This window comes from Paenalcaligenes hominis, from assembly GCF_011927625.1.
In the GTDB taxonomy this organism is placed as follows: domain Bacteria; phylum Pseudomonadota; class Gammaproteobacteria; order Burkholderiales; family Burkholderiaceae_B; genus Paenalcaligenes; species Paenalcaligenes hominis.
Map to the genome: position 1 here is coordinate 265,457 of NZ_JAATIZ010000002.1, position 25,054 is coordinate 290,510.

At 49.1% G+C, this 25,054-nt stretch carries 22 protein-coding genes; 9 read left to right on the forward strand and 13 right to left on the reverse strand.

Annotated elements, in window-relative coordinates; translation table 11 throughout:
• Genes murJ through GGR41_RS05305 form a run of 4 tightly spaced genes read right to left on the reverse strand, consistent with a single transcriptional unit; the run spans position 1 to position 4,849 of the window.
• Entirely contained in the window at positions 1-1,356 is a 1,356-nt protein-coding gene (murJ, locus tag GGR41_RS05290) for a murein biosynthesis integral membrane protein MurJ (protein WP_209279751.1), read from the reverse strand.
• Positions 1,353-2,390 (reverse strand): SDR family oxidoreductase, encoded by a 1,038-nt coding sequence (locus GGR41_RS05295; protein ID WP_167660964.1) that lies wholly within the window; start codon positions 2,388-2,390, stop codon positions 1,353-1,355. Before GGR41_RS05295 ends, murJ begins: the two co-directional genes overlap by 4 nt.
• A gap of 8 nt (positions 2,391-2,398) precedes the next feature.
• Entirely contained in the window at positions 2,399-3,673 is a 1,275-nt protein-coding gene (gene tviB / locus GGR41_RS05300) for a Vi polysaccharide biosynthesis UDP-N-acetylglucosamine C-6 dehydrogenase TviB (protein ID WP_077734526.1), read from the reverse strand.
• 30 nt (positions 3,674-3,703) lie between these two features.
• Entirely contained in the window at positions 3,704-4,849 is a 1,146-nt protein-coding gene (locus GGR41_RS05305; protein ID WP_167660965.1) for an MraY family glycosyltransferase, read from the reverse strand.
• A gap of 358 nt (positions 4,850-5,207) precedes the next feature.
• On the opposite strand from GGR41_RS05305, the gene GGR41_RS05310 reads away from it, so the two are divergent.
• Positions 5,208-5,396 (forward strand): 4-oxalocrotonate tautomerase, encoded by a 189-nt coding sequence (locus GGR41_RS05310; protein WP_167660966.1) that lies wholly within the window; start codon positions 5,208-5,210, stop codon positions 5,394-5,396.
• 18 nt (positions 5,397-5,414) lie between these two features.
• Here GGR41_RS05310 and GGR41_RS05315 read toward each other — a convergent pair whose 3' ends face one another.
• Positions 5,415-6,320, reverse strand: coding sequence for a LysR family transcriptional regulator (locus GGR41_RS05315; protein ID WP_077734523.1), 906 nt, complete (start codon positions 6,318-6,320; stop codon positions 5,415-5,417).
• 112 nt (positions 6,321-6,432) lie between these two features.
• On the opposite strand from GGR41_RS05315, the gene otnI reads away from it, so the two are divergent.
• The 3 genes from otnI to GGR41_RS05330 are packed head-to-tail and all read left to right on the forward strand — an operon-like array spanning position 6,433 to position 9,382.
• On the forward strand, positions 6,433-7,221 hold the full coding sequence (gene otnI, locus GGR41_RS05320; RefSeq protein WP_167660967.1) for a 2-oxo-tetronate isomerase: 789 nt from the start codon (positions 6,433-6,435) through the stop codon (positions 7,219-7,221).
• 9 nt (positions 7,222-7,230) lie between these two features.
• The gene (locus GGR41_RS05325; RefSeq protein WP_167660968.1) at positions 7,231-8,121 is read left to right on the forward strand and encodes a 2-hydroxy-3-oxopropionate reductase; all 891 of its coding nucleotides are present in this window, start codon (positions 7,231-7,233) and stop codon (positions 8,119-8,121) included.
• The gene (locus GGR41_RS05330) at positions 8,114-9,382 is read left to right on the forward strand and encodes a glycerate kinase type-2 family protein (protein WP_167660969.1); all 1,269 of its coding nucleotides are present in this window, start codon (positions 8,114-8,116) and stop codon (positions 9,380-9,382) included. Before GGR41_RS05325 ends, GGR41_RS05330 begins: the two co-directional genes overlap by 8 nt.
• Before the next feature lie 308 nt (positions 9,383-9,690).
• Here GGR41_RS05330 and coq7 read toward each other — a convergent pair whose 3' ends face one another.
• The gene (gene coq7 / locus GGR41_RS05335; RefSeq protein WP_077734520.1) at positions 9,691-10,398 is read right to left on the reverse strand and encodes a 2-polyprenyl-3-methyl-6-methoxy-1,4-benzoquinone monooxygenase; all 708 of its coding nucleotides are present in this window, start codon (positions 10,396-10,398) and stop codon (positions 9,691-9,693) included.
• A gap of 116 nt (positions 10,399-10,514) precedes the next feature.
• Between coq7 and GGR41_RS05340 the strand changes: the two genes are divergently transcribed.
• From GGR41_RS05340 to GGR41_RS05355, 4 genes are all read left to right on the forward strand, one after another.
• Complete coding sequence (locus GGR41_RS05340) at positions 10,515-10,937, forward strand: OsmC family protein (protein ID WP_077734518.1); 423 nt, start codon at positions 10,515-10,517, stop codon at positions 10,935-10,937.
• 1 nt (position 10,938) lies between these two features.
• The gene (locus tag GGR41_RS05345) at positions 10,939-11,742 is read left to right on the forward strand and encodes a thymidylate synthase (RefSeq protein ID WP_167660970.1); all 804 of its coding nucleotides are present in this window, start codon (positions 10,939-10,941) and stop codon (positions 11,740-11,742) included.
• Between the two features lie 9 nt (positions 11,743-11,751).
• A complete protein-coding gene (locus GGR41_RS05350; RefSeq protein WP_167660971.1) occupies positions 11,752-12,237 on the forward strand; it encodes a dihydrofolate reductase in 486 nt (161 codons plus the stop codon).
• 146 nt (positions 12,238-12,383) lie between these two features.
• Positions 12,384-13,541, forward strand: a complete 1,158-nt coding sequence (locus GGR41_RS05355) for a methionine aminotransferase (RefSeq protein WP_167660972.1) — start codon at positions 12,384-12,386, stop codon at positions 13,539-13,541.
• A 117-nt stretch (positions 13,542-13,658) separates the two neighbouring features.
• On the opposite strand, the gene gcvH is transcribed toward GGR41_RS05355, so the two are convergent.
• Genes gcvH through apbC form a run of 7 tightly spaced genes read right to left on the reverse strand, consistent with a single transcriptional unit; the run spans position 13,659 to position 24,655 of the window.
• On the reverse strand, positions 13,659-14,033 hold the full coding sequence (gene gcvH, locus GGR41_RS05360; RefSeq protein ID WP_167660973.1) for a glycine cleavage system protein GcvH: 375 nt from the start codon (positions 14,031-14,033) through the stop codon (positions 13,659-13,661).
• A gap of 9 nt (positions 14,034-14,042) precedes the next feature.
• The gene (locus GGR41_RS05365) at positions 14,043-15,254 is read right to left on the reverse strand and encodes a BaiN/RdsA family NAD(P)/FAD-dependent oxidoreductase (RefSeq protein ID WP_188372585.1); all 1,212 of its coding nucleotides are present in this window, start codon (positions 15,252-15,254) and stop codon (positions 14,043-14,045) included.
• 6 nt (positions 15,255-15,260) lie between these two features.
• Positions 15,261-17,522: an arginine/lysine/ornithine decarboxylase gene (locus GGR41_RS05370; RefSeq protein ID WP_167660974.1), complete on the reverse strand. Its 2,262-nt coding sequence runs from the start codon at positions 17,520-17,522 to the stop codon at positions 15,261-15,263.
• Positions 17,523-17,534: 12 nt separating this feature from the next.
• Positions 17,535-18,098 (reverse strand): dCTP deaminase, encoded by a 564-nt coding sequence (gene dcd / locus GGR41_RS05375; protein WP_077734508.1) that lies wholly within the window; start codon positions 18,096-18,098, stop codon positions 17,535-17,537.
• A 46-nt stretch (positions 18,099-18,144) separates the two neighbouring features.
• The gene (locus tag GGR41_RS05380; protein ID WP_167660975.1) at positions 18,145-21,762 is read right to left on the reverse strand and encodes a translocation/assembly module TamB domain-containing protein; all 3,618 of its coding nucleotides are present in this window, start codon (positions 21,760-21,762) and stop codon (positions 18,145-18,147) included.
• Positions 21,762-23,543, reverse strand: coding sequence for an autotransporter assembly complex protein TamA (locus tag GGR41_RS05385; protein ID WP_428978247.1), 1,782 nt, complete (start codon positions 23,541-23,543; stop codon positions 21,762-21,764). Before GGR41_RS05385 ends, GGR41_RS05380 begins: the two co-directional genes overlap by 1 nt.
• Positions 23,544-23,569: 26 nt before the next feature.
• The gene (gene apbC / locus GGR41_RS05390) at positions 23,570-24,655 is read right to left on the reverse strand and encodes an iron-sulfur cluster carrier protein ApbC (RefSeq protein ID WP_167660977.1); all 1,086 of its coding nucleotides are present in this window, start codon (positions 24,653-24,655) and stop codon (positions 23,570-23,572) included.
• 91 nt (positions 24,656-24,746) lie between these two features.
• On the opposite strand from apbC, the gene GGR41_RS05395 reads away from it, so the two are divergent.
• A complete protein-coding gene (locus GGR41_RS05395) occupies positions 24,747-25,031 on the forward strand; it encodes a hypothetical protein (RefSeq protein WP_077734505.1) in 285 nt (94 codons plus the stop codon).
• Positions 25,032-25,054 lie beyond the last annotated feature (23 nt).

The window sequence follows — 25,054 nt, forward strand, 5'->3', positions numbered from 1 at the left end:
TTATTTAGGCTTGGCGCTTTTTTGCACTAAGCCCGCAGGCTTTAAGGCCACAAGAAAATAACAAATAAAGGAGGTGGCATACATACAGCTCGTGGCTAACATAATGCCATGCACACCCATTTTTGGAGCCCAGTAAACGTTCATTAAGGCCTTTACTGCAAAGTTAGCTAATGCAATGGTCGCCATAATGCCGTAACGGTGCTGGCTGGCCAGTAATTGTACTAAGACTAAAACTCCAAAATAAAAGGGTAATTGTAACAAACCCCAGCGTAACACAGAGCTAACGCGTGCGGTGTCTTCGGCTGTAAAGGCGCCCCGTTCGTACAAGAGGCTTACGCCCCATGGAGCGAGCCAGGCAGCTAACGCTGCAATAGCCAACCCAATGCCCACCATAGACAAGGACCATTTTAATGCAATAGTACGCGCTCGTACGGCATCACCACGCCGCGTCACATCGGCCAGTACAGGTAAGGCAGCGCGCCCTACTGAAGCCGCCCCAACCCCTAACATAAGAGAAATAAAACGGCTCGCATAACCAAGCGTGGCGTTTGCATTATCACCCAGTGTGGCAGCGGTATATTGATCTAAAGGCCCCACAAAGCTCATGGCTACCTGCCCAATCAACATAATGCCTACGGCATGAACTAAAGCAGGCCATTGCTCTGCACTATAGCCAAGCCGCGGTACCCCATAAAATCCATCAGCGCGCTGTGCCAAATAATATAAGCTGGCGCATTGCACTATATAGCCAACTAAAGTCCCCCATACTAAAGGCGCTACATTCTGGGTGGACCCCGCAAGCAATACAAACACTAAGATACTAAAAGCAGGCACACTATCTAGCAGCGTATTAATATGACGCTCGTGAGCGCGTAATCGCGCTGCGTGCAAGCCAGTTAGTAGGGTTAAGACCGCTGCTGGCGCAAATGCCCACAAAAGCTCGCTACTCATGAGCTTAACGGCAGGGGCTAAACCTTTACCAGCCCAGATCAACACCCAAGGCCATACAACCCAAATGAAGGCGGCAAGCACAAGACCTAACCCCATGACTGCGCCCATGAGCTCGTTCACAAAGCGTATACGTTTTGAACGCTTCTCGTCTTTGGCGTGGACCAATACGGGGATCAGTACAATGGAAAGTACTCCCACCAGGGTCACCGGCAACCAATTCGCCATGACCATAGTGAACTGATACGCATCCACCACGTCGCTAATACCATAGCGGTAAGCGACTGCCATTTCTTTAAAAGCCCCTGCTGCCTTGCCCAAGAGCAAGAAAAAGGCGACTCTGAAAGCCGCCTTGGCGATACGCTGGTGATCGCTATGCAGGCGCGTCACCTTTTTTAATCGCATCATAGTTTTGATAAAAATTGAACATACCAAGGCATGGCTTCGGTTAAGCCGGCCGCAATCGTGTACTGAGGGTCATAACCTAATAGTTGCTGGGCTTTACTGATATCTGCCTGGGAATGACGGACGTCACCCGCGCGGAAATCCCCATGTTGCACGGCTAAATCGTAGGACACCCCATTGTGGGCCAATTCGTTTTTTAATAAATCAAACAGTTGATTTAAATTGGTGCGAGCATTAACGGCTACGTTATAGACCTGATTGCGTGCCTCGGGTTTGGCTAAAGCCGCCAAAATATTCATTTGCACTACGTTTTGAATGTAGCAAAAATCTCGGCTTGTTTCCCCATCGCCGTTAATCACCACCGACTGGCCTCGCATCATGGCGCCAATCCATTTAGGAATGACTGCCGCGTAGGCCCCATCAGGGGTTTGGCGTTTACCAAATACATTGAAATAACGCAGCCCAATGGTTTCAAACCCATACGTGCGGGCAAAAACCTGTGCATAGAGTTCATTCACGTATTTAGTGACCGCATAAGGCGACAAAGGGTTACCGATGGTGTGTTCGACTTTAGGAAGTGCAGGGTGATCGCCATAGGTCGAGCTTGACGCCGCATAAACAAATGCGCTGACCTGTGCGTCACGTGCTGCCACCAACATATTTAGATGCCCACTGATATTAACGGCATTAGTGGTTAGCGGGTCGTTAATTGAGCGAGGCACTGAACCCAAGGCGGCTTGGTGCAACACATAGTCCACCCCTGCACAGGCCTGATGACATACGGCTACGTCGCGTATATCGCCCTCGATAAAGCGAAAGCGCTGCCAGTTTTCTGGGCCTACGCTGTGCTGTACCTCGGTGAGGTTATGGGCAAAGCCGGTGGCAAAATTATCTAAACCTACCACCGTTTGCCCTTGGTGCAACAAGGCTTCGATTAAGTTTGATCCAATAAACCCTGCGCATCCGGTGACTAACCACACTTTAGGGGAGGCACGCAAGGTCTGCCAGGCCTGCTCGATAGCTAAAGGACTAGACATAAATCCTCTTATAAACGTAGGTCAGACTCGGAGCTGTCCAACACATATTTCAAGTCATACAATACATGGGTGGCTTTGCCAAACGAGCGAATGGCGTCTATGCCTAGCTCTTTAAACGCATCATGAGCCACTGCTAAGACAATCCCGTCGTACTGACCGACATCGGGTTGGGTAATGGGTACGATGCCGTACTCTTTTTCTGTGGCTTCGGCATCTAACCATGGGTCGTACACATCGACGTTGACATCGTACTCGGCAAGCTCGCGCACAATATCGACCACGCGCGTGTTGCGTAAGTCTGGGCAATTTTCTTTAAAGGTTAAACCCATTAATAGCACACGCGCCCCTTGAACTTGAATGCGCTTTTTCGTCATGCTTTTTACCAGCTGTGACGCCACATAAGCGCCCATGCTGTCGTTTAAACGACGCCCAGCAAGAATGATTTCAGGATGATAACCAATAGACTGCGCTTTATGCGTTAAATAATAAGGGTCCACGCCAATACAGTGTCCACCTACTAGGCCCGGTCGGAAAGGCAAGAAATTCCACTTGGTTCCGGCGGCCTCAAGCACGTCTAAGGTGTCAATGTCGAGCTTATTAAAAATTAAAGCAAGCTCATTGATTAAAGCAATGTTCACATCACGTTGTGTGTTTTCAATAACTTTAGCGGCTTCGGCGACCCGAATAGACGGGGCTTTATGAGTGCCTGCAGTAATAATTTGGGCATACAACGCATCGACTAGATCCGCTACCTCGGGGGTAGAGCCGGAAGTGACTTTACGTATGGACGGCAAACGGTGCACTTTATCGCCTGGATTAATACGCTCTGGGCTGTACCCGGCAAAAAAGTCTTCATTAAAGCGTAACCCAGACACCCGCTCTAAGACCGGCACGCAGTCTTCTTCGGTGGCTCCTGGGTAGACAGTTGACTCGTAAATAACAATATCGCCGCGTTTCAACACCTTGCCAATGGTTTCGCTAGCTCGAATTAATGGCGTCAAATCAGGACGCTTATACTCGTCAATGGGCGTCGGCACGGTCACAATAAAGACATTCGCCTGAGCCAGCTCAGCTGCATCGCTGGTGTAGCGCAGATGCACAGCCGTTTTGAGTTCGTCTGACTCAACCTCTAGAGTGTGATCAACCCCTTGGTGTAATTCAGCAATACGACGTGGGTTAATATCGAAACCCAGTACCTCACGCTGCTTGCCAAACTCCACAGCTAGAGGCAAGCCTACATAGCCCAGTCCGACCACAGCAAGTTTTACGTTTTGCAACTCCAAGACACTTCTCCAAAATAAAATAATTCGTACTTATTTAGCCCGCTCTCGTTTCGCACGCCGCACCGAGGGCAATAATAACCACACTGGACGACGCCAATGCACCAAGCGCGCATAAAGCCAAGTATAACTACAGATAAACACCACCAAGCTTGCGCTTAAAATCCAAGCGTTGTCCCACCAAATGGTGGCGGGCACCAGCCCGATGAGCACTAATCCCCATAAATACGGAGAAGCCATGGCATTGGATGTAGGTGGTACATAGCGCCGCCCTTCTTTGAGTACACTGACCCGGACCAAACGACGAAAAATCAATTGATGCAAGTGCAATGAATCGGGCTGATCTACCGCTACACCTCGTTTAAACTTACGTCGCCAAATCGAGAAAAGGGTTTCAAACACAGGATAAAACAGCACAGCTAACGCATAAAACGGCGATACGCTAGGATTGCGTACTACTAATAACACGGCTAGCTCGGCCAACATGAAACCAAGAAAGTACGCCCCACCATCGCCAAGAAACACGCGCCCGAATGGAAAGTTCCACGCTAAAAACCCTAATGTTGCTGAAGCCAAGGCCGTAGCAATTAAAACAATAGGGTAATCTTGAACCTGCCAAGCAACTAACGCAATAGAAATCGCCATGAGCACAGCAACCATGCCGGCTAACCCGTTGATACCATCAATAATGTTCAAGGCGTGGGTACAGCCCCCTACGGCAATCATGGTAAAAAATAAAGAAATAGGCCAAAAGGCAAGAATCCAATCTGCCCAGCTAACGCCAACCCGCGACACACCACCTAATAACCACCACGCAATAGCAGCAGAGGCAAAGGCGGCTAGCAAGCGTTTTAGTGAGCCCACGTCTTTAGTGATGTCTTCGACGAGGCCAGCGACAAACACAGGCATTGCGGCCACGAAAAGCACGGGCCATAACCACGTCAAGGTCATATTGCTGGGGCCAAGCACCAATAGCCCTGCTAGACTTCCTGCCAGAATAGCTAAGCCCCCTACACGTGGTGCAGGACGTAAGTGTGTGGCTTGGGGTTTGGACATATCGGTATCACCCGTCAACCGCCCATGCCAACGCTCTGACCAGACAATAATGCCCCCCACCACAAACGCCACAATGGTGATCGAGAGCCAAGTTAAAAAATCCCAAGCAGATGCTGAATCCACTGCTAGCCTCACTAAAAATTCAATTATTAATTATGAGACGTATTTGTAACAACGCGAAGACGCGGATCGATACAACTGCTACAAGACACGTATTCCATCACGCTAAATTGTAATGTAAATCCTTGGTTGCCATGCATTTTAGATAGCACGGTGTACCGATCATTCCGTGTAGTTTGTCGTGCTTTATTGCGTCTCACTCTTTATCATGCAGCACGCTAGCCCAAGAACGCTTAAGGTTACGCTTAGATACAACCTTTTTGTTCTATCAAAGCGGCTGTATGGCGACTACCCTCATTGCAGACTCTTAGGTAAGCAGGTAGGCTAATCGTTTTACTTGACTTACTTTGTGAGCATCATTATGCCTTTAATTACCGTAGAGTTATTTGCTGGGCGCGACACGGACACAAAAAGAAAATTTGTCGAACGCGTTACTGCCGAAGCCTGTGATGTGCTTGGCTGTAAACCCGAGGCCGTCCATGTCATTTTCAAAGACATTAAACGTGAAGACTGGGCCACGGGCGGTGTACTGTGGTCGGATAAAAAATAACGCTTAGCGCATGCACACTCAGCCCTGCCAATAGCCGGGCTGATTATAAATTTCTTTTAAATACGTAGTGAACACACGGACTTTGGCAGGGACATAACGCTGCTGCTGATACACCGCTTGGATATCGTAATCCGGCATTGCATAGTCATCTAATACGGTTATGAGCTCGCCCTTTTGCAACTCTGCTTGGATTTCCCACATCGAACGCCACCCTATCCCCCAGCCTTTTTTCACACAGTCGTACAGTAGCTCGCCCTCATTGCTGTCCAGGTCGCCTTGAACCCGCACAGAAAAAACTCGGCCGTTGCGTATAAAAGTCCACCCATGTTGCTGTCCGCCTTGTAAGTTAAAGGCCAAGCAGTTGTGGTGCACTAAGTCTTCAGGGGTTTGCGGCACGCCGTGTTTCTCGAAATAAGCAGGCGTACCACACACCACACGTTGGTTAGGATACAGCCGCACCGCCACATAGTTGGGGTCATACACAGCGCCAACCCGAATGCCCATGTCATAGCCTTCATTGACCAAATCAATCACACTATCGGTAAAGTTAAAGGTTAAATGAAGCTCTGGATAACGCTGCTTAAAAGCCAACACATGGGGTGCAACGTGTTTGCGGCCAAATGCGGCCGGGGCGGAAACCATCAAACGTCCACGCATGGTGTTGTGTTGATCGCTGATGCTGGCTTCAGCCATCTCAAAATCGTGCAATAACAGCTTGCACTGCTCTAAAAACTGCTCGCCCAGATCCGTCAGGACTAGACCCCGTGTAGAACGATGCATCAACTTGACGCCAAGTCGTTTTTCTAAGGCGTCTAAACGGCGCCCAAGCACCACGGGAGTCACGCCCTCGACCACGGCCGCTGCCGCGAAACTGCCTCGCTCTGCCACCAAAACGAAACTACGAATTTCGGTATATCGACTCATATAGACCTACGCTGAATTAATCATGACGACTCAGGAATGCTCCCCCTAGCCTAACTCGTAGGCACTGGCTATTATCAACTATACGTTTAAAGTCACTTTATAGGGAAAAGGCATGCCCAAGTTCGCCGCCAATCTTAGCTTATTATTTACCGAATACGATTTCCAAAAACGATTTGTTCATGCCGCGGCGGCAGGGTTTAAGGGGGTGGAATACCTTTTTCCTTATGACCATACTGCCACCGCTTTGCGTCAGCTTCTGGACGACAATCAGCTTGAACAAGTCCTTTTCAACCTGCCTGCAGGTAACTGGGGCGCGGGGGAGCGCGGCTTAGCCTGTCTACCCGATCGACGCCAAGAATTTCAAGACAGTGTGCACCTTGCTCTCGAGTATGCGTGTACGTTGGGCAATTCACTTATCCATTGCATGGCGGGCATCAAACCCGAAGGGCTTTCTACAACAGCGGCTTTAACGTGTTATTTAGAAAACTTACACTACGCAGCCCAGGCCGCCGCAGAGCACGATCGTATTATATGCATCGAGCCCATCAATCACTTTGATATGCCTGGGTATTTTTTAAATTACAGCCAGCAAGCCCTTGATATCGTGCACGAGCTCAATCACGATAATATCAAACTGCAATTTGACATCTACCATGCCCAACGCATGGAGGGCCATATTTGCTTTAGCTTAGAGCGATTACTGCCCTATATTGCCCATATACAAATTGCGAACACCCCTGGGCGCCACGAGCCCCATTTAGGCGAGTTGAACTACGATTTTATTTTTCATTTTTTAAAACAGCTACAGTATTCTGGCTGGATAGGCTGCGAATACATCCCCGCGCACCATACCGGGGCTGGTTTAAGTTGGTTGCAGCCCTATTTACATCACCCTCACTAAGGACGTTTCATGGAAAAAGTTGCATTTATTGGCTTAGGTATTATGGGAATTCCCATGTGCTTAAATCTTATCAAAGGAGGACACCATGTCTATGCCAACACCCGTAGTCAAGTCAGTCCAGAAGTTGTTAAAGCCGGCGCCACTATTTGTCCCACCCCCCGAAGCGCCGCAGAGGCTGCAGACATCATCATTCTCATTGTTAACGACACCCCCAACGTCGAGGAGGTTTTATTTGGTGCAGACGGAGTTACTGCAGCTCATCTAGCCGGCAAACTCATCATTGATATGAGCACTATCTCTCCAGTAGCTACCATCGATTTTGCACAAAAAATAAAAGCCCTAGGTGGTGATTATCTGGACGCCCCCGTTTCGGGCGGAGACGTAGGGGCTAAAGCAGCGAGTCTAAGTATTATGGTGGGGGGCTCCAACGCTGCTTTCGAACGTGCCTTGCCGCTCTTCCAGCTGATGGGTCAAAATATCACCCACGTAGGCGACAATGGCGCTGGCCAAATTACGAAAATGGCTAACCAAGTCATTGTGGCCTTAACTATTCAGGCTGTTGCAGAGGGGCTCGTTTTGGCTTCCAAAGCCGGTGCTGACCCTGAGAAAGTGCGTCAAGCGTTATTAGGTGGGTTTGCTAACTCACGTATTCTTGAGGTCCATGGCAAGCGCATGACTTCCGGCCAGTTTGACCCAGGCTTCAAAGTCAATCTGCACCAAAAAGACATTACCAGCGCGTTAAATACGGCACGTGAACTAGGGGTCGCATTACCCAGCACAGCGGTTTTTCAGCAGCTGCTTAGCGGTTGCGTAGCCCGAGGGGGCAGCGACTGGGATCACTCGGCCATCGTCAAAGTCCTAGAGGACATGTCACAGCATACATTAAGCCAGCATGAATAACACCACACGCTTGCTTTATGACGGCTTGAAAGCGGCTATCCAAGCCGCTCAAGCCGAATTTTGCCTTCCCATGTATTTGCCTAAGCCGCCTTCTGGTCGAACTGTGGTCATCGGCATGGGCAAAGCCGGCGCGGCTATGGCTCAGGCTTTTGAGGCGCACTGGACGGGTTCATGGGATCAAGTAGAAGGCTTAGTGGCTGTGCCTTATCACAGCCGCCTCCCTACACAGCATATTCAACTTATTGAGTGCGCTCATCCTGTCCCAGATGCCGCCAGTGCAGAAGCCGCTCGAAAAATGCTTGATTTGGTTAGTCATCTGACCGAACACGACTTAGTTATTTGTTTACTTTCTGGTGGCGGCTCAGCATTAGTCAGTTTAGCGGCTAAGGGCTTAAGCCTTGCCGAGAAACAAGCAATCAATACAGCGTTGATTCGCTCTGGTGCTTCTATCCATGAAATCAACCGAGTCCGACGCCATCTTTCTGCTATTAAAGGTGGGCGTTTAGCCGCCGCTTGCGCTCCTGCACGTGTGGTTAATTTATTAATTTCCGATGTGCCTGGCGATGATCCTACATGCATCGCCTCGGGGCCCACCGTGATTGACCCCAGCACGTGCACTGAGGCGTTAAAGGTGCTGGATCATTATGGCATTACCGTCTCTAGCGCTATTCGGTCTGCACTAAAGCATGGCGAATGGGAAAGCGTTAAAGCCGACCACCCTATTGCCAAAAAGATTCAAACCCATCTTATTGCCACCCCTCATCACGCTCTTAGTGCTGCTCGCCAGCGGTTTTCCCAAGCAGGCATTCCCACCCTCTATCTTGGTGACACGATCGAAGGGGAAGCCAAAGAAGTCGCAAAAGTCATGGCCGGCATGGCACAAAGCTGTAGTCGCCATGCTCAACCCTATACACCCCCTTGTATTTTGCTTTCCGGAGGCGAAACGAGTGTGACGGTCAAAGGCCAAGGACAAGGTGGTCGCAATGCCGAGTTCTTGCTCGCCTTACTCATTGCAGTGAAGGATCAGTTTGCCATCACGGCGTTAGCCGCTGATACCGATGGAACGGATGGGGCTTTACCCCTTGCAGGCGCTTTTATTACACCCGACACGTGGCCTAAAGCCCTGGCTTTAGGCCTAGATCCCTTAGATTATTTACATCGTAATGATGCCCACACCTTTTTCCAACGCATAGATCAATCCATAACAACTGGACCTACCCACACTAACGTCAATGATTTTCGGGCTATTTTTATTGAATAAAACGTTTAGGCAAAAAAAAACCCGAGATCAAAAGATCTCGGGCAAATCCACCAAAGGAGGAGGGTGGAGGAGACAACCGGGGCATGTTGGGCTGCAAGGGGTTTTCCCGAGCCTGAGCAAATATTTAGGGTTATTACCCTTGCGTTGCTACTCAACATCCAATAACTAAAGTTTAGCTACTTTCTTTGTGCAATGCAAGGTAATCTAAGGATGCACTGCCTATTCTGTGGTTTTGTCGCAAAACACCGACAATTAAATGACAAAAAGTCTTTAGGCATAAACCCTAGTTTTGGTATTACGTACAAACACTAGATTTTGTAAGCGCTCGTCGTCATGATTTTTGACATGCCTTTCATTGCTAATCGAATTGGGGCAGGCAGGCGTGTGGCCCCATGCTGCTCTGCCGTCGTGCGATGCGAAATTTCATCGTCGCGCATTTTCTCGACGATTTTTCTTGAACGTTCGTCTTGGTTAGGTAAAGAGGTCAAATGCTGATCTAAATGGTGTTCGACTTGACGCTCGGTTTCAGCCATAAAGCCCAAATTGTAGGGCTTGCCTGCCTTGCTTGCCATAACCCCTAAGCCTAACGAAGCCGCATACCACAGAGGGTTTAAAACGCTAGGCCGGCTATTTAACTCGGATAAACGCTCATCACACCATACCAAGTGGTCTACCTCTTCGGAGGCGGCTTGATGCAACAGTTTTTTTAACTCTGGATCGTTTACCAACATGGCTTGACCACGGTATAAAGCCTGAGCGCAGACCTCGCCCACATGATTAACGCGCATTAAACCCGCCGCATGGCGCTGTTCCTCGGGAGAGAGTTCGGTTTCAGACTGGGCGGACGGTCGACCTGCGGGATTAGGTCTGGAGGCTTGGGCAGATCGGGAAATGACCTGCAACGCATGCCCTACCTCTGTCAAGACCGCATCAAAAAAGGTAGTACGACGCTGTAGTTGCGGTACAACCTCTGGTTCGACAACGACCAAGGCTGTGCTATCACTCGTATTTGACATAGTTATTCCCTACCTTGTTACATCGGTTTGGATTCAGAAAAAAAGCTACAATAGAGCTATTGTAGGTCAAAGAACAACAAGTTTCTTGCCCGGAACTCATTACTAAGGATCCCACCATGGAATGTACAGTTAACTGGAACCATAACAACGGCATGCTTTTTGTAGCCAGCACAGGCAGCGGTCATGTCACCGTCATGGATGGTGCGGTCGAAGGCGGCGGTAACGATTCGGCGCCACGCCCAATGGAAATGTTATTGGCAGGCGCCGGCGGGTGCGCCGCCTACGATGTAGTGCTTATTTTAAAGCGCGGCCGACATCAGGTTACAGATTGCCAGGTGCACCTAAGCGGCGAGCGAGCCCAAACCGAACCAAAGATTTTCACTAAAATTCATTTTAATTTTGTGGTGTCCGGGCACGACCTGCCCGACCAAGCCGTAGAGCGTGCCGTTAAACTCTCTCATGAAAAATACTGCTCTGCCAGTGCGATGCTAGGCAAAGCGGCTGACATCACCTACTCAGTCGAAATACGGAATAACTAGCATGAGCATCTCCAATCAATACGAAACGCTGATGCGCCATGTTTACGAACACGGCACCAAAAAAACAGATCGTACTGGTACCGGCACCCTGTCTACCTTTGGGTATCAAATGCGGTTTGATCTCTCCCAAGGTTTTCCACTGATCACCACCAAAAAACTGCACACCCGTAGTATTTTTATTGAGCTACTGTGGTTTTTACGTGGTGACAACAACGTCAAGTGGCTCCAAGAAAACAACGTCACGATCTGGGATGAATGGGCGGACAGCAATGGCGACCTTGGGCCGGTATATGGGGTGCAATGGCGCTCTTGGCCCACGCCAAGTGGTGAGCCTATTGATCAAATCGCGCAGTTACTAGAGCAAATTAAAACCAATCCCGACTCGCGTCGCTTATTGGTTTCTGCATGGAATGTAGCTGATATTCGTAATATGGCGTTGCCGCCTTGCCATGCCCTATTTCAGTTTTATGTGGCCGATGGCAAGCTGTCGTGTCAGCTGTATCAACGCAGTGCAGATATTTTTCTTGGCGTGCCATTTAATATTGCCAGCTATGCGTTGCTTACTCACATGGTGGCCCAACAATGCAATCTAGAGGTCGGTGATTTTATCTGGACAGGTGGCGACTGCCACTTATACAGCAATCACATGGATCAAGTCGCACTCCAGCTCAATCGCGAGCCGCGTCCTTATCCAACACTTCATATCAAACGCAAACCGGCCAGTTTATTCGAGTACGAGCTTGCTGATTTTGAAATCGTCGACTATGACCCTCACCCACACATTAAAGCGCCCGTAGCGGTTTAGGTTTAACGTATGAAAACAAACATCAGAATGGTAGTGGCTTATACACGTAACCGCTGCATTGGACGCGACAACGCTATGCCGTGGCATTTACCTAAAGACTTAGCGCACTTCAAAGCAGCCACCATGGGCATGCCCATTATTATGGGTCGTAAGACTTGGGAATCCATTGGCCGACCTCTGCCGGGGCGCCCTAACTTTGTGATCAGTCGCAATCCCCAGTTTGAACCCGAAGGCGTCACCGTATTTCCTAGTTTGGACGAGGCCCTTGCCGCGTGCTCTGACTACGACAAAGCCTGCATTATTGGGGGTGAACAAATTTTCACCTTAGGCCTAAGCGTAGCCGATGAAATCATTGCCACAGAAATTCATGCTGATATCGAAGGGGACACTTTTTTCCCCCAACTGCCTTCAGGTTGGGTCGAAACAGAACGTCTGCCACAGCCCGAAGAAAACGGCTTTAGCTACGACTTTGTCACCTACACCAAACAAAGTTAACCCCTAGCTCTCATTGACTTGCCATGCTTAAACGCATGGCATTTTTATCTCTATAGCTAAGACGCTGCTAAACCACTCTGCACCCATAACTAAAAAAACTTAGAATCTATTTTTGTCTTAACTCTTTTGTCTAGGTCTGCTTCGTCATGTCTATAAGCTCTAAACTTCCGCAGTTACGTCCCAATATTTTTTCTTATATCTCGGGCTTAGCTGCCCAGCATAACGCCATTAATTTGGCTCAGGGCTTTCCTGATTTTGGGTGTTCTCCACTTTTAGTCGAGCTCTTGCACAAATACACCGTAAAAGGCATGAATCAATACGCACCAGGCCAAGGCATCCCTGCGTTACGTAAACAAATTAGTGCCTATCTACAGCGTCGCGATGGGCATAGCTATGACCCTGACACGGAAATTACAATTAGTGCAGGGGCTACGGAGGCCTTGTTTTGTAGCTTTGCTGCCCTAATTCGTCCTGGCGATGAAGTCATTATTCTTGAGCCCGCTTACGATACGTACGAGCCCACGATTGAGCTATTTGGCGGCGTCATTAAGCGTGTGACACTCAATGCGCCTGATTTTGCGGTCGATTGGGATACGGTGCAGCGGCTATTAAGCCCCAAAACTAAAGCCATCGTACTTAACTCGCCGCATAATCCCAGCGGCACTATCCTCAGCCAATCCGACCTAGAACGGTTGGGTCAACTGCTTGACGGTACCGAAGTCATTGTGATTAGCGACGAAGTCTATGCAGATATGGTATTTAGTCCGCAGCGTCACATCAGTGTGTCACGCATTGCATCCCTGCAAGCGCGTAGTATTGTCATTGGTTCGTTTGGCAAAAGCTTTCATATTACTGGGTGGAAGACAGGCTTTTTCGCTGCACCCCAAGCCCTAAGCGAAGAACTACGCAAGATTCATAGTTTGACTACATTTTCTGTGCATACACCCTCTCAATTCGCCCTAGCCGAGTTAATGGAAAACCCACAGCATATTGACGAAGTCGCCGCCATGTACGCGCAAAAGAAAGCCTATTTTCTTGAGGGGCTAAGCGGTTCTGCTTGGCAGTTCCTACCCAGCCAAGGTAGCTACTTTTTAACCGCCGATTACCGTCAATTTAGCACTGACGATGACATGCGTTTTTGTCATACACTGATCGAGCAATACGGTGTAGCCACTATTCCATACAGTGCTTTTTACTTAAACGCCCCGCCAGAACAACGCTTGTTACGCTTCTGCTTTGCCAAAAAAGAACAGACGTTGGATCAAGCCATTGAGATTTTGCAGCGCATTCCCGTTTTGTCATGAGCGCAGCGCCTTCTACTTGTATCACCGTGCTTTGAATAAAGCCGAGCCACTGGAATTCGGCTTCGTCTATGACAAACTCTACCAGCACTATGGAAAAACGCGGCTACGCCGCGTTTTTTAGTCGTTTTCTACTTGGTATTGCTCTGCCGTTAACAGGTTTTCAATGTCTGCCACGTTATCGGGCTTTAATTTAAAAATCCACGTACTAAAGGGCGCTTCGTTAAGCTGCTCTGGCGCATCATCAAGACTTTGATTGTATTCCACCACGGTGCCTGCAATAGGTGCGTAAATATCCGATGCGGCTTTTACAGACTCAACGATGCCTGCTACTGCACCTTCAGCTAAATGAACCTGCGTAGTGAAATCGCCTACAAACACCAAATCACCCAATTGGTCTTGAGCAAAATCGGTAATGCCCACTAACACGATATCCCCTTCGACTTGAACCCATTCATGGGTAGAGGCGTATTTTCTATCGTTAGGTAACTGCATTTTTTTCCTTTATACGGCACGACCACAAGCAACACCCGAAGCCCATGCCCATTGAAAGTTATAACCACCGAGCCAGCCTGTGACATCGACTGACTCGCCAATAAAGTAAAGCGTTGGGTGAGCACGGGTAGCCATCGTTTTTTGATTGAGCTCGCGCGTATCCACGCCACCTTTCATCACCTCGGCTTTTTTATAGCCTGCGGTTCCCGTTGGCACTAAAGACCATTGACTTAACGCTTCGGCCAATTGACGTAATACGCTATCCGGTAAATCCGCTAATCGTTTCTGTAACAAGCTGGGATCCAGGGCTGCTGTTGCCGCCAACCATGGCTCCACTAAGCGCTTAGGTAACAAGCCCGTCAAGTAATTACCTAGCTGTTGTTTGTTTCCTTGCTTTGCTGCTAGAAAGGTCGTTTGCAAATCGAGATGTGGCGCCAAGTTAATATGTATTTTTTCACCTGGATTCCAGTAGCTAGAAATCTGTAATATCCCTGGCCCCGACAAGCCTCGATGTGTCCACAGCAAGTCTTCTAAGAAGCTGATTTTTTTCTTTGGAGCAAGTGCTACGCTTAGCTCTACCTCGGCACTGACGCCACTTAGTGCAACAAATTCTTGCCAGAACACTCCATCAAAGGTAAGCGGCACAAGTGCTGGGCGTGGCTCGATCACCTTTAGCCCAAATTGCCGAGCTAATCGCAACGCAAAGTCTGTGGCCCCAACCTGAGGCAAGGCCATGCCGCCTGTGGCAATAACTAATTGCGCACAGCGAATAAGCCCTTGCTCCGTAGCAAGCTCATAGCCGTGCTCGGTTTTCTGTACACCTTGTACGGCACATGGCATACGCCACGTCACATTGCCCTTTACGCACTCTTGACGCAAAAGCTGAATAATCGACTCACTGGAATCATCACAAAACAACTGCCCTTTGTGTTTTTCATGCCAGCGAATGCCATAGCTTTCCACTAAACGGATGAAATCCGTAGGGGTATAGGCCGCTAAGGCTGATCGACAAAAATTGGGGTTTTGCGAGACAAATTGTTGCGAGGTGGTGCCTGTATTCGTAAAGTTACAGCGCCCACCCCCAGAGATACGTATTTTTTCGCCCAGCTTTTTAGCGTGGTCGATGAGAACCACTCGACGACCACGCTGCCCTGCTACACTGGCTGCCATCATGCCGGCAGCCCCTGCACCAATTACCGCTACATCAAATATCATTGTCATACGTGGTTAGCTTTCTCGTATGCAATCAACATAGTAGCGTGGTTCACCATCGGGCCCGATGTCTTGAGCTAAGCCATGCACGTAAGTCTCAAAGCCGGGGAACTCGGCATTGAATTCACGCGCAAATTTCAGGTAGTCCACGATCATGCGGTTAAAGCGCTCACCCGGAATAAGGAGCGGAATCCCTGGGGGATACGGAGTGAGCAGTACCCCAGTGACACGGCCTTCGAGTTCGTCAATGCTGACACGCTCTACCTCGCGATGTGCCATTTTGGCGTACGCGTCAGACGGTTTCATAGCGGGCACCATGTCACTGAGGTAGACCTCTGTGGTTAGACGCGCTAGATCATATTTCTTGTAGACTTCGTGAATCATCTGACAAAGATCCCGTAAGCCAAGACGATCGTAGGTCGGATGGGCTTTGCAGAAGTCTGGCAATATACGCCAAAGCGGCTGATTACGATCGTAATCGTCTTTAAATTGCTGCAACGCCGTAAGCAACGTATTCCAACGGCCCTTGGTAATACCAATAGTGAACAAGATAAAGAACGAGTACAAGCCGGTTTTCTCAACTACCACCCCGTGCTCTGCCAAGTATTTAGACACCAACGCAGCGGGGATACCCGTGTCGGCAAATGTACCCGAAATGTCTAAACCCGGCGTCACCACCGTAGCTTTGATGGGGTCGAGCATATTGAAGTTATCCGCTAGCTCTCCGAAACCGTGCCACTTGTCACCTGATTTCAAAACCCAGTCGTCGCGACTGCCTATACCTTCGCTAGTGAGCTTGTCTGGACCCCATACCTGGAACCACCAATCGTCTTTACCATACTCTGAAGCCACCTTACGCATGGCTCGACGAAACTCGAGAGCTTCTTTAATGCTTTCCTCGACCAATGCCGTACCACCCGGCGGCTCCATCATGGCAGCAGCCACATCACATGACGCAATAATGGCGTATTGAGGTGAAGTAGAGGTGTGCATTAAGTACGCTTCGTTGAAAATATTGCGATCCAACGCACGCTCTTCTGCGTCTTGCACCGTAATTTGTGAAGCCTGAGACAACCCAGCAAGCAATTTATGCGTAGAGTGGGTGGCATAAATCATGGTGTTTTTACTACGCGGACGATTTGGGCCAATCGCATGCATGTCTTTGTAAAAACTGTGGAATGCCGCGTGGGGTAACCATGCCTCATCAAAGTGCAAGGTCTCTAGGGTGTCGCCCAATGTTTCTTTAATTTGCTCAACGTTGTAGATTACGCCATCGTAGGTGCTTTGCGTTAACGTCAAAATACGAGGGGTTTTGTTAGCTGCCTCGCGTGCAAACGGATTGGCTTCAATTTTGCGTTGAATGCTTTCAGGGGAAAATTCGTCGAGCGGGATTGGGCCAATAATACCGAGGTGATTTCGTGTCGGGCGCAAAAATACAGGAATAGCCCCCGTCATGGTGATCGCATGCAAAATGGACTTATGACAGTTACGATCTACCACCACAATGTCGTTATTGGCTACGTTAGCATGCCACACGATTTTATTAGAGGTAGAGGTGCCGTTGGTCACGAAAAAACAATGGTCGGCATGGAAAATACGGGCAGCGTTGGTTTCGGCCTCGGCTACTGGACCTGTATGGTCTAAAAGCTGACCTAACTCATCGACCGCATTACAAACGTCTGCACGCAGCATATTTTCACCAAAAAACTGGTGAAACATTTGCCCTACCGGACTTTTTAGAAAAGCGACGCCCCCAGAGTGACCTGGGCAATGCCATGAATACGACCCATCAGAGGCGTATTTGACTAGCTCACGGAAAAAAGGCGGCGCCAAGCCGTCAAGATAGGAGCGAGCCTCACGAATAATATGGCGCGCAACGAACTCAGGCGTGTCTTCAAACATATGAATGAAGCCATGCAGCTCACGCAAAATATCATTAGGAATATGCTGAGAAGTACGCGTTTCCCCATATAAATAAATGGGAATGTCATCGTTACGAAAACGCAGCTCGCCAATAAAGGTACGTAAATTTTTGATGGCAGCCGCTACGTCCTCGGGGGAGTCTTCATCAAACTCCTCGTCATCAATGGACAAAATGAACGCACTGGCTCGACTCTGCTGTTGTGCAAAGGAGCTTAGGTCACCATAACTGGTTACACCAAGTACATCGAAGCCTTCTATCTTGATGGCATCGGCTAAGGCACGAATACCTGAACCGGATGCATTTTCTGAACGAAAGTCCTCGTCAATAATAACGATAGGAAAACGAAATTTCATGCCGACTTGCTCCTAGGTGCGTGGCAAGGTGACGCCTAATTGGCCTTGATATTTACCACCCCTGTCTTTGTAAGAGGTTTCACAGACTTCATCACCGCCGATAAACAGCATTTGTGCGCAGCCTTCACCTGCATAAATTTTGGCAGGTAGGGGGGTGGTATTTGAAAATTCGAGTGTGACATGGCCCTCCCACTCGGGCTCTAGGGGCGTCACATTCACAATAATACCGCAACGTGCGTAGGTGCTTTTACCTAAACAAATAGTGAGCACATCACGCGGTATACGGAAAAACTCAACAGTGCGCGCAAGCGCAAAAGAATTAGGTGGAATAATACACACATCCCCCACAAAATCCACAAATGATTTTTCATCAAAATGCTTTGGATCTACGATAGTGGAGTTAATGTTGGTGAAAATTTTGAACTCGTTCGCACACCGCACATCATAACCATAGCTGCTGGTGCCATAGCTGACAATACGCTGGCCATTGATCTCGCGTACCTGACCCGCCTCGAACGGCTCAATCATGCCTTTTTCTGCTTGGGCTCGTATCCAACGATCGCTTTTAATACTCATATTATCCTCTGTTAAGCGTGGAGACCGCAATGTATCTATAAAAGTATTACTCAGGGTCGTCACGTGAGAACCATCGGTAAACCAATGCTAAACCGCTGATGGTCCCTACGCTTACCTCGGCAGTTAAGCGTCTAGAGAGACGATAACTGACACGACCTACCGTACCTGTGTCTGCTAGGGCTTGACGCACACTGAGCTTAACCCCGTTGCTTAATGTTTTACTGGCCTCGATAAAGCGGCGCTCGACCGCGCTAATTTCGTTTTCTGGGCTGCTGGCTACGCTAGTAGCAGGTAGTATGCTTCCTGCTCCGCCTAATTCGCCTGAGCGCATGCTTAGCTCATCAATCCCAAAGCGGCGATAGAAAGGCTCGCCCCCACCAAGAAAGGACGTACCCACTGAGAACAGCAGCGCGATATCCCCCCCATCATCCGGGCCATGACCAAACAAGAGCCAAGAAAGTTTCTCTAGTTCTGAGACATCGGGGACAGAAATCAAATCAATTTTAGGACGACGTGCGGTGCCTCCGACCTTGACCCCAGCCTGCACACTTAAGCCTGTACGTAATGCTTGGATATCCAAAATGGGATTAGCAATATCGCCTTGGAAAGTCACGGTACCTCGACGTAGCTGTAAGCGCTGACCATACACCTCAATGGCTCCGCCTCGGGTATTTAGTGCACCCAATGCAGTGAGCTGATCATTCAGCATTTGAATTTGCATGCTACCAACTAGACCCGAGTTAACCCCGTAACCCGTTAAATAGAATCGAGGGCCTAGATCTACCTCTAGATTCATGGTCATATCGAGCGGCGCGCTGTTCTCGTCTTCCTCTTTCACTGGGTCAGTAGAACGAACCACAATGACATCGCTGTCCACAGTAGGAATACCGCCTAGCATGTCTAAATTAAACCAACCGGCATCGGCGGTAATTTTACCGCTTAGTGTGATGTGAGGTAAGGCCGCATTTAAGTGGATGTCGCCTGTTACCATGGCATAACGGTCGGCTCGTTGCAAAATAGGGTAACGGTATAGCTTCACATCAAAGTCACCCCTATTTTGATCAAGCTCCCAGTAGCCGCTTACGGTGACACCGCCTCCTTTTGCATCCGGGTTTTCTTTGATCCAGGTGGCAGTACGCCATTCTTTGGGTTCCACCCGTAATACCGCAGGAAAATATAAGCGTTCTAGTTCAAACCGGTTGTTGTTTAAGGACGCTTTTAAGGTTCCATCTAATAATCGAACCCCATCATCTAAACGCACCACTTTTAGGTTCTTGCCTTGCATGGTACCACTGGATGTGAAACTACCATTTGGAGTGCTTTGAATACGCAGGTTCGCATCCAAGGCGCCCCCTAATACAAGCTTGTCTTGTAAAAACAAACTAGTCCACGCCAAGTCATCCATGTGGGCATTTAAGACCAGCTCTTTGCGATCTGCATCGCGTACATGAATGCCTTGTGCCGCCGTGTAATAAATAGGGGTATTGCCGGTTGCTTTGATGTAGCCCTTGTCTTGCGTTTGTACATCAAGCTCGGCTTGAATAACACTGCGTCCAGCACCGCCTTGGGGCGTCAGTGTAATCAGCGCCTCGGTTTTAGTTAGACCTAATAGGAACGGAGGATCGGCTGGAACTAAAATATCACCCGCTAGTCGTTTTAGCTGAATACGCCCTTGTAAAGCTTCTTTAAGCCCCACATTCCAGTCAAGCTGCAAATGTAAATCTTGGCCTTTTGCTACTTTCTGTTTGCGTTTATCAATCACACCGCCATGGGCCGACTCGGGCTCTTCGAGGTTTAAGAGCTTCATCACACGCTGTACCCGCTCTTCGGATAAGATCACATCTGGCGCGCGCCCTTGGGTTTGAAACCCGGCTGGGCTCCATTGTGTTTTCTGATGCTGCAACTGGAGCAAGGCATAGTTATCAATCTCTGAACGTAGCGTAAACGCCCCTACCTCTACGTTTAACTGCTGCTCTGCCGCAGGTAACTGCACATTAATAGGGATACGATCTGCAACTTGTACGTGTAACCCCGCATGGTCAAGCTTTAAAGGCTGTATTTGCCCACGCCAACTTGGAGTTTGAGTATTCATATCCCAGATACCCGTTAAAGCAAGTGCTGCCTCAACTGGACCTACCCCGAGCTCGCCCTCTTTGGCCTTTTCACCCTCAAGCACGTGCAGCAATTTGGCCTCAAGCGCGTGCTCATGCAACGTGCCTTTTAGCTCTGCGTCCAACTTTGTGGGCCCAATCGTGTCTAAATCAGGCCAAATTTGCGCCATGTCAGGCAGGTCTACATTGACCTTTAACGCGTGTTCTTTTAAGCCAAAAGCCCCTTTTAAAAGCACGCTATTGGCGCCGAGCTTTAGATCAATATCGCTGTTTTCGACGTAATATGCCTGCCACAGCACAGGCTGATTCTCTAGCTCTAGACGACCCACATCAGCAATCACATGTCCGGCTACGTCTTCATTATTCCATCGACTGCCTGGCTTAATCGTTAATTTTATTTTTGCTGCATCCAGTTGCCTGCCGCCTTGGCTAAGCACCACGTCATAACTTGAGTCAAAGCTTAATACGGCTGGAAGGTCTTGGTTGGGGATCCAAGCACCCACGTCAAAGCGATTAACATGTATCGTGCCTTTTACATGCTCTGTGTTGGGTTGCTCGGCCGAATGGCTCCAATCTAAACGAGCTTGTACACCTGACTCGTCGGGCAGCACTAAATCAATAAAGGTATCACGCAAAGGAAAAGCGTGATCCAGCTCGAGATCGGATTGAGCTTGTAAATGCAAACCTTGTCCTGCGCCCTGTAAACTAAGCTGGCCTTGTTCCAGTGAGCCATTCCATTGCGCACTGACCTCGACACGACAATCTGCTGGCACAGATGTCGAGTTGGCCTCGGGAACGGTTGAGTCAGCTGACTTTTGCGCTGTAGTAGGCTTGGCAGTGGTTTGCCAATGCGCAGGTAAATACTGATTAACACAAATTTGACTAGACGCTTGGTCGCTATGAATCGTGGCTTGAAGCTGAGCTTGGCTGTGCCAAGGTGCCGCAATCGGTGCCAGTTCGGCTTGTCCGTGAAGATCCAGCTGCATGTCTTCATAGCCTGCATGGGCTTGGTGCAATTCAATGTGCGCCTTTTCTTGGGTAAGATCGGCACTGGCCCGTAATTGCAGCTGGCTTAAATCCACCGGCAATACCTCGCCGTGCTGGGAAAAAAACACACTGCCGACATAGAGCTCGTCCAGACGAACCGTAACGGGTAAATCTGGCATGGTAAAAGGCTCTGTACTAGGCGGCTCGTCGACAGGGACGCCATCCATCCAGACCGCCACTTTTTCTGCTGTCAGGTGCTCGATACGTAATTCTCGGTGGTGCCACACCCGCGGCCAATCCACTTTCACTGCAGCGCTATCGAGTTCTACGGTAAGTTGATTCGGTAGTTTTAGATGGATGTGCTCAAGCTCAAGCCCATGCCAAAGACTACCTCGTACGCCCTGGGTTTCCCCATCGAATTGGGATGCTGCCGTATGTATTAACCAGCGCGTGCCGGTTGGGGTAGCCACTAACCAATAGACAAACCCCGTTACGATGACTAGGATCGTTGCCACAATAGGAACCGTCCAGAACATCACCTGACGGAAAATTCGGCCTAGTTTCATTAAAAAGCAATCCCTAAAGAGAAATGCAAACGGATATCATGGGTTTTTTGTCCGTAGGCGAGGTCTACATAAAATGGGCCTGCAGGCGTGCGCATCGCAGCCCCTACGCCATATCCCCAATGCGGCGACATGGCTTTAAAGCTTTCTGCAGCATCACCCACGTCGACAAAGACGCTCATGCCAAAGGTGGAATTAAAAAAGTGCTGATACTCTGCACTTAACACCGCCATCGCTGGCGCCCCTACAATAGCTGATGCTCGGGGGGTACCTATACTTTGGTATTTATAACCTCGAATACTGCGTGCCCCACCTGTTCTAAAGCCAAAACCAATAGGGATATGATCGGAATTAGGCCATACTTTTCCTGCCTCGGCACGCACCATAAAGACGTCTTCATTGCCAACGGGAAACCAAAACTGTGAACGTAAGCTAGCGCGGTATAAGATGTTGTATTTTTTTTCAAGTGGGTAGTTCACACCCAGCCCTAACTCAACGAGATTTCCTTGGCGTGGGTCGTACTTGTTATCCACATCGCGACGTAGTATTTGCCCTGTTAACTCGATAGAAGTGCTTCGTATGGCGGATTGTTCGCCACGAACCTTACTTTCATCTAAGACCCCCATTAAGCTTGCTTGACTCTCGTAATCTGCCCGACCTGAGGTCACAAAATCATATTTGGTTTTGACGCCAGCAGCAGCCCGTGTTTGTTTTAGCCCTTCGACATCTTGATGATCATATAAAGAGCCTAGACTATTTCTAAACCCTGACACGGTGGGGGGCAAATGCATGTCGGCAAAAAAACGCTGACGATTTTTATCTAGACCTAAGCCCGTCTCCACCCACACAGGCAGCCCAAACACAATGTTTTGTCGATAAATAGCCTCTAGACGTGGACCATGATCGCTATCTGCCCCAATTGAACCGGTAAATCGACGTGCTGGCGCCTCGGTGACGCGCACTAAAACAGGCAGCTCTACCTCGCCATCGGCCCTGACCTTTTGCTGGGCCGAGCTGTCGTCTAGCGTAACAAAAGCCCCACGAAAAAAGGTGGTGGATTGTAAAGCTTGTTGCCAGTTGTCGAGCTTTTCCTGATCGTAAGGTTCGCCTGGTGTATAGGTGACATAACGATGAACCAGTGACTCGGGAACGCGTTTTAACCCAGTGGTGTAGAGTTGGCCCATCCGCACACGAGGCCCACTTTTAATGCCTAAGTCGAGCTCGGCAGTGGATAAATCAGCAGTCACTAAAGCGCGTGTATGACTATAGCGAGCATAATAAAAGTCTTTGGATTTGACCTTTTGGATCAGATCCGACTTTGCATCGGACCATTCTTTGTTTAAAAAAATCTCGCCAGGCTTTAACGGCCAATTTTGCCGCAAACGTGTGACACGCTCATCGAACTCGGGCTCGGTAATTTGGCCGGCAAAATTGATATTTACCGTTTTAACTAAGGTGCGCTCGCCTGGATTAATAATAATGTCCCAGGTTTCCCCTTGGTAGTCCTCGCCGACCTCTAGATTAACGACCGCATCAAAATAGCCTTGCGTTTCAAGAGCTGATACCGTGGCATCATGTGCCCGACGCCGTAACCGTGAGACCTCTTCGAGGTCTTGGTCCTCGGCAAGGCGTGTGATGGCATCCACGGCACCATGAATGGCTTTCAAGGCCTCGGGTGCCACCCCACCTGGATCAATAACGACTTCAGGTACCGCATTGTTTTCTGGCTCTTGAGCTTGAAGAGCCAAAGGCACTAAGCACAAAGCCGTCAGAAAAGCGCGCACACGCATGCAAATCCTTTTTGAATAAATTAGAGAGGTCGAGGCACTACCTTGGGTCGTTGCCAGGACGCATCACCCGGTAAGCCCGCAATGCGTGCCGCTACCTTGGTGGCAATATCGTGATAGAGCTGGGCCTCGGCACTTTCAGGTGCCGCTGCAACGGTTGGGTTACCCGAATCAGTTTGCTCGCGGATCGTCATAGCCAACGGCAGGGAACCTAACCAAGGTACATTATATTGCTCTGCCATTTCTCGGCCACCATGTTGGCCAAAAATTGCCTCGGCGTGCCCACAATTAGAGCACACATGCACAGACATATTTTCTACAATACCCAGCACAGGCACATTTACCTGTTGGAACATACGCAAGCCTTTTTTAGCATCAGCCAGTGCCATGTCTTGGGGCGTAGTCACCACGATAGCGCCTACCAAAGGTATTTTTTGTGCCATCGTTAATGCGATATCGCCTGTACCTGGTGGCATATCAACAATTAGGTAATCCAAATCGTTCCATGCGGTTTGTGTGATGAGCTGCGTTAAGGCCTGAGTGGCCATCGGGCCACGCCATATCGCTGGCGCATCGTCTTGCATCAGAAAACCCAAGGAGTTGGTTTGTATGCCGTGGGCTTCGATGGGGCGCATAGATTTACCATCGATGGACGTAGGACGCTCGTTGATACCCAACATAATAGGCGCGCTTGGCCCATAAATATCCGCATCCAAAAGCCCAACCTTAGCACCTTGTTGTGATAGGGCTAAGGCTAAATTAACAGAAGTGGTACTTTTTCCGACACCACCTTTGCCCGACGCCACGGCAATGATATTGCGCACATTAGGTAAAGGGCGCAAACTATCTTGTACTGCATGGGTTTTTACGTTAGTTTTTACGTTAAACTGGGTTAGTGTCAGCCCTAAAGGCGTTATCGCCTCTTGAATTCTTTGCTTTAGCACCCCATCTTTATCTAAGAAAGGATAAGGCAGTGTTAGACTTAGGTTTAGGTTGTGACCCTCAAGTTGCAAAGCACAGGTTTGCTCTGACACGTCGATTTTCTTGTGGGTGTTGGGGTCTAGCACTGAAGCTAATGCAGTCAAAATTTGCTCGTTTTTTACACTCATCTTTAAACTGGCCCTAAATTTAAATGACTAATGCGCTATTTATATAGCGGACTAGAGAAACTTATCTCTTTAATTCGTGTCATACAGAATTATGAATACATTTAACCAGATTCTACGCTCTTTGCTCTTCTTTGTATTGACTCTTGTAGGGATGTTAATGGCGGTGGTGTTTATGATTTCCACTGCGGTTGCCATGGCTATCCTTTACATTGTCGCAAAAATTAGCGGCCGTCCCTTTGCCATTAAATCGTACTGGGATCAGCGCCGCCGCAATCGCGTACGCCCTCACTTCACACGCCCTTCGTCTACGGATACTACATCGACTAAACGTAGTACGCAAAACGTTACTGACATCGAGATGCGTGAAATACCGTAGAATAAGCACGGTATACTATGGCT

Coding starts and splice junctions, on each gene's coding strand:
- murJ (WP_209279751.1), bottom strand. CDS start 1,356: ATGATGCGATTAAAAAAGGTGACGCGCCTGCATAGCGATCACCAGCGT.
- GGR41_RS05295 (WP_167660964.1), bottom strand. CDS start 2,390: ATGTCTAGTCCTTTAGCTATCGAGCAGGCCTGGCAGACCTTGCGTGCC.
- GGR41_RS05310 (WP_167660966.1), top strand. CDS start 5,208: ATGCCTTTAATTACCGTAGAGTTATTTGCTGGGCGCGACACGGACACA.
- GGR41_RS05315 (WP_077734523.1), bottom strand. CDS start 6,320: ATGAGTCGATATACCGAAATTCGTAGTTTCGTTTTGGTGGCAGAGCGA.
- otnI (WP_167660967.1), top strand. CDS start 6,433: ATGCCCAAGTTCGCCGCCAATCTTAGCTTATTATTTACCGAATACGAT.
- GGR41_RS05325 (WP_167660968.1), top strand. CDS start 7,231: ATGGAAAAAGTTGCATTTATTGGCTTAGGTATTATGGGAATTCCCATG.
- GGR41_RS05330 (WP_167660969.1), top strand. CDS start 8,114: ATGAATAACACCACACGCTTGCTTTATGACGGCTTGAAAGCGGCTATC.
- coq7 (WP_077734520.1), bottom strand. CDS start 10,398: ATGTCAAATACGAGTGATAGCACAGCCTTGGTCGTTGTCGAACCAGAG.
- GGR41_RS05340 (WP_077734518.1), top strand. CDS start 10,515: ATGGAATGTACAGTTAACTGGAACCATAACAACGGCATGCTTTTTGTA.
- GGR41_RS05345 (WP_167660970.1), top strand. CDS start 10,939: ATGAGCATCTCCAATCAATACGAAACGCTGATGCGCCATGTTTACGAA.
- GGR41_RS05350 (WP_167660971.1), top strand. CDS start 11,752: ATGAAAACAAACATCAGAATGGTAGTGGCTTATACACGTAACCGCTGC.
- GGR41_RS05355 (WP_167660972.1), top strand. CDS start 12,384: ATGTCTATAAGCTCTAAACTTCCGCAGTTACGTCCCAATATTTTTTCT.
- gcvH (WP_167660973.1), bottom strand. CDS start 14,033: ATGCAGTTACCTAACGATAGAAAATACGCCTCTACCCATGAATGGGTT.
- GGR41_RS05365 (WP_188372585.1), bottom strand. CDS start 15,254: ATGACAATGATATTTGATGTAGCGGTAATTGGTGCAGGGGCTGCCGGC.
- GGR41_RS05370 (WP_167660974.1), bottom strand. CDS start 17,522: ATGAAATTTCGTTTTCCTATCGTTATTATTGACGAGGACTTTCGTTCA.
- dcd (WP_077734508.1), bottom strand. CDS start 18,098: ATGAGTATTAAAAGCGATCGTTGGATACGAGCCCAAGCAGAAAAAGGC.
- GGR41_RS05380 (WP_167660975.1), bottom strand. CDS start 21,762: ATGAAACTAGGCCGAATTTTCCGTCAGGTGATGTTCTGGACGGTTCCT.
- apbC (WP_167660977.1), bottom strand. CDS start 24,655: ATGAGTGTAAAAAACGAGCAAATTTTGACTGCATTAGCTTCAGTGCTA.
- GGR41_RS05395 (WP_077734505.1), top strand. CDS start 24,747: ATGAATACATTTAACCAGATTCTACGCTCTTTGCTCTTCTTTGTATTG.